At 72.5% G+C, this 4067-nt stretch carries 1 protein-coding gene; it reads left to right on the top strand.

Features of this window, described 5'->3' with window-relative positions; all coding sequences use genetic code 11:
* On the top strand, positions 1 to 4067 hold a 4067-nt coding region (locus ABTY04_RS40500; protein ID WP_352218436.1), incomplete at both ends, for a non-ribosomal peptide synthetase.

Here is a 4067-nt window from a genome sequence, read left to right as displayed (position 1 = left end):
GACAGCCTGGTCTCGCGCCAGGTGGACTACTGGCGCCGCACGCTCGCCGGAGCCCCCGAAGAGCTGACCCTGCCCTACGACCGTCCCCGCCCGGCCGTGGCCTCCCACCGCGGGCACACCGCGTCCCTGGAGATCCCGGCCGAGGTGCACGCGCGGCTCGTGGACGTGGCCCGCGCCGAAGGCGTCACCACCTTCATGGTGCTCCAGGCCGCGCTGGCGGTCCTGCTGTCCCGACTGGGCGCGGGCACCGACATCCCGATCGGCTCGGCGCACGCCGGACGTACCGACGTAGCCCTGGACGACCTCGTCGGCTTCTTCATCAACACGGTGGTCCTGCGGGCCGACGTGTCCGGGGACCCGACGTTCACTGAGGTACTCGCCCGGGTCCGGGAAGCCGGACTGTCGGGTGTGGCGCACCAGGACGTGCCGTTCGACCGTCTGGTCGAGGAACTGGCCCCGACCCGTTCCATGGCGCGTCACCCCCTCTTCCAGGTCGTCCTGACCATGCAGAACACCATCGAGGCCGTACTGGACCTCGGCGACCTGCGTGCCGGCCGGGTGTCGGCCGGTCACACCTCGGCCAAGTTCGACCTGGACGTCCTCGTTGCCGAGGAGTTCGACGCCGACGGCGCACTCGCCGGGTTCCGGGGGACGGTCACCGTCGCTGCGGACCTCTTCGACGCCGAGGCAGCGGGCCGGATCGCCGCCGCCTGGGCACGCGTACTCGACACCCTGACCGCCGAGCCGCAGGTGCGGCTCAGCGCGGTGGACGTCCTCGGCGAGGACGAGCGTCGCCGCGTGCTGGTGGAGTGGAACGACACCGCGGCCGAGGTGGCCGGTGGTTCGGTGGCGGATCTGTTCGCGGCACAGGTGGCCCGGACCCCGGACGCCCTCGCCGTCGTCTTCGACGGAGTCGAGGTGACCTACGCGGAGCTGGACGCCCGGGCGAACCGGCTGGCGCACTTCCTGGTGGACCAGGGCGTGGGCGCGGAGTCGGTGGTGGGTCTGTGCCTGCCGCGCGGGGTGGAGACCATCGCCGCGATCCTGGCGGTGTGGAAGGCCGGGGCGGGCTACCTCCCGATCGACCCCGAACAGCCCGCCGAACGCATCGCGTTCATGCTGACCGACACCCGCGCCGTCCTCCTGCTCAGCACCGAAGACATCCTCGACGAGCTGCCCACCGGCAAGGTGCGCTCGGTTGCGGTGGACGAGACGCTGGTCACGATGCAGCTGTCGATGGCCCCGGACACCGCGCCGGACGTCACCACGGCGCCGGACGAGCTGGCCTACGTCATCTACACCTCCGGTTCCACGGGCAGGCCGAAGGGCGTCGCGATCACGCACGGCTCCCTGACCAACTACGTCGCCGACGTCCCGGAGCGGATCGGGTTCGGTGAACCCGGCGGGCGCTACGCGCTGCTCCAGGCCCAGGCCACCGACCTCGGCAACACCGTCGTGTTCGCCAGCCTGGTCTCGGGCGGCACGCTGTACGTCCTGGAAGAGGACGCGGTCACCGACCCGGTGGCGGTCGCCGACTACCTGGCGGAGCACCGCATCGACCACCTCAAGGTGGTCCCGTCCCACCTCGCGGCGCTGGGAAGCGCCGACGGCCTGGCGAAGGTACTGCCCGGCGGCTCGCTGGTGCTCGGCGGCGAATCCGCCTCGCCCGCATGGGTGAAGGAGCTCATCGAGGCGGCCGGGGATCGCCGGGTGTTCAACCACTACGGTCCGACCGAGGCGACCATCGGCGTCGCGACCACCCGCCTGACGGCGGAGCAGGTGGCCGAGGGCGTGGTCCCCATCGGCAGGCCCGTGGCCAACACCCGCCTGTACGTGCTCGACGCCTCGCTGCAGCCGGTGGCCCCCGGCGTCATCGGTGAGCTGTACATCGCGGGCGTCCAGCTCGCACGCGGCTACGTCCGCCGACCGGACCTGACTGCGGAGCGGTTTGTCGCCTCCCCGCTCTCGGGCACCGGCGAGCGCATGTACCGCACCGGCGACCGCGCCCGGTGGACGGCGGACGGCCAGGTCGTGTACCTGGGCCGCGCCGACGACCAGGTCAAGATCCGCGGCTTCCGCATCGAGCCCGGCGAGGTGCAGGCCGTCCTGACCGCGCACCCGCAGGTCGATCGGGCGGCGGTCATCGCCCTGGAGGACGCGACCGGCGACACCCGCCTCATCGCCTACCTCGTGCCCGTGGACGAGGACGACGACCCGGCGGAACTCTCCGCCGCCGTCAAGCAGTTCGCCGCTCAGCGACTGCCCGAACACATGGTGCCCTCGGCGTTCGTCACGCTGGACGCGCTGCCGCTCACGAGCAACGGCAAGCTGGACCGCAAGGCCCTGCCCGCGCCCGACTACGCCGCCGCGGCGGGTACCGGCCGGGGTCCGTCGACCGCTCAGGAGGAAATTCTTTGCGCCGCGTTCGCTGAGGTCCTCGGCCTGCCCACGGTGGGGGTCGACGACGACTTCTTCGACCTGGGCGGCCACTCCCTGCTCGCGGTGCGACTGGTCAGCCGCATCCGGGTGGTGCTCGGCGTCGAGGTCGAGATCAGGGTCCTGTTCGAGGCGCCCACGGTTGCCGGGCTCGCCGCCCAGCTGCACGAGGCCGACCGGGCCAGGGTGCCGCTGACGGCGGCCGAGCGCCCCGAGCGCGTGCCGCTGTCGTCCGCGCAGCGCCGCCTGTGGTTCATCGGCCAGCTGGAAGGCCCGAGCCCGACCTACAACATCCCCGTCACCGTCCGGCTCTCCGGCACGGTCGATGTCGCTGCGCTGAACGCCGCGCTGCGGGACGTGATCGCCCGCCACGAGGTCCTGCGCACCGTGTTCGAGACAGCGGACGGCGAGCCGTACCAGCGCGTCCTCGACCCGGCCGACCTGGCCTGGGACCTGAAGGTGGCCGAGGTGGCCCCGGCAGACCTGGCCGACGCGATCGGCGAGGCGACGCGCTACGCGTTCGACCTGTCGAACGAGGTGCCGATCCGGGCCTGGCTGTTCCAGGCCGGGCGGCAGGACCAGGTCCTCGTGGTGACCACGCACCACATCGCGAGCGACGGATGGTCCACCGGACCGCTGGCCCGCGACGTGTCCGTGGCCTACGCGGCGCGCTGCGCCGGCCAGGCGCCCGAGTGGCAGCCGCTGCCGGTGCAGTACGCGGACTACGCGCTCTGGCAGCGGGACCTGCTCGGTGACGACCAGGACCCCGACAGCGTCATCTCCGGGCAGGTGGAGTACTGGAGCCGGGCGCTCGCGGGCGCTCCGGAGGAGCTGGAGCTTCCCTTCGACCGGCCGCGTCCCGCGGTCGCCGGATACCAGGGACACCGCGTGCCCCTGGACGTGCCGGCCGAGGTCCACGAGCGGCTGCGGGCCGTCGCCCGCGCCGAGGGCGTGACCATGGCCATGGTGCTGCAGGCCGCGCTGGCGGTGCTGCTGTCCCGGCTGGGCGCCGGCAGCGACATCCCGATCGGCGCGGTGAACGCCGGCCGTACCGATGAAGCGCTCGACGACCTCGTCGGCTTCTTCGTCAACACGCTGGTGCTGCGCACCGACCTCTCGGGAGACCCGACGTTCCGCGAGCTGCTGTCCCGGGTCCGGGACACGGGGCTGTCGGCCTTCGCCCACCAGGACGTGCCGTTCGAGCGGCTGGTCGAGGAACTCGCCCCGGCCCGTTCGCTGTCCCGCCACCCGCTGTTCCAGGTGGCGCTCGCGGTGCAGAACAACGCCGAGGCGGTCCTGGACCTGCCCGGTCTGCGCGCCGGGGGAACCGGGATCACGGAGACCTCGGGGACCGCGGTGGCGAAGTTCGACCTCGACGTGAGCGTGGGGGAGACCTACGACGCGGAGGGCGCGCCGGCCGGTCTGCGCGGCGCGTTGATCGCGGCCGCGGACCTCTTCGACGCGGGCACCGTCGCACGGTTCGCCGAGCGCCTGACGCGCGTGCTGGAGGCCGTCGCCGGTGAACCGGGACGTCGGCTGAGCTCGGTTGATGTTCTGGGTGAGGTGGAGCGTCGTCGGGTTCTGGTGGAGTGGAACGAGACCGCTGCTGTTGTGGGTGAGGTGTCGGTTTC

This window comes from Streptomyces sp. NPDC097981 (assembly GCF_040302565.1).
Classification (GTDB): Bacteria; Actinomycetota; Actinomycetes; order Streptomycetales; family Streptomycetaceae; genus Streptomyces.
Note: the sequence above shows the minus strand (reverse complement) of the source record. Positions and strands in the feature narration are given on the sequence as shown.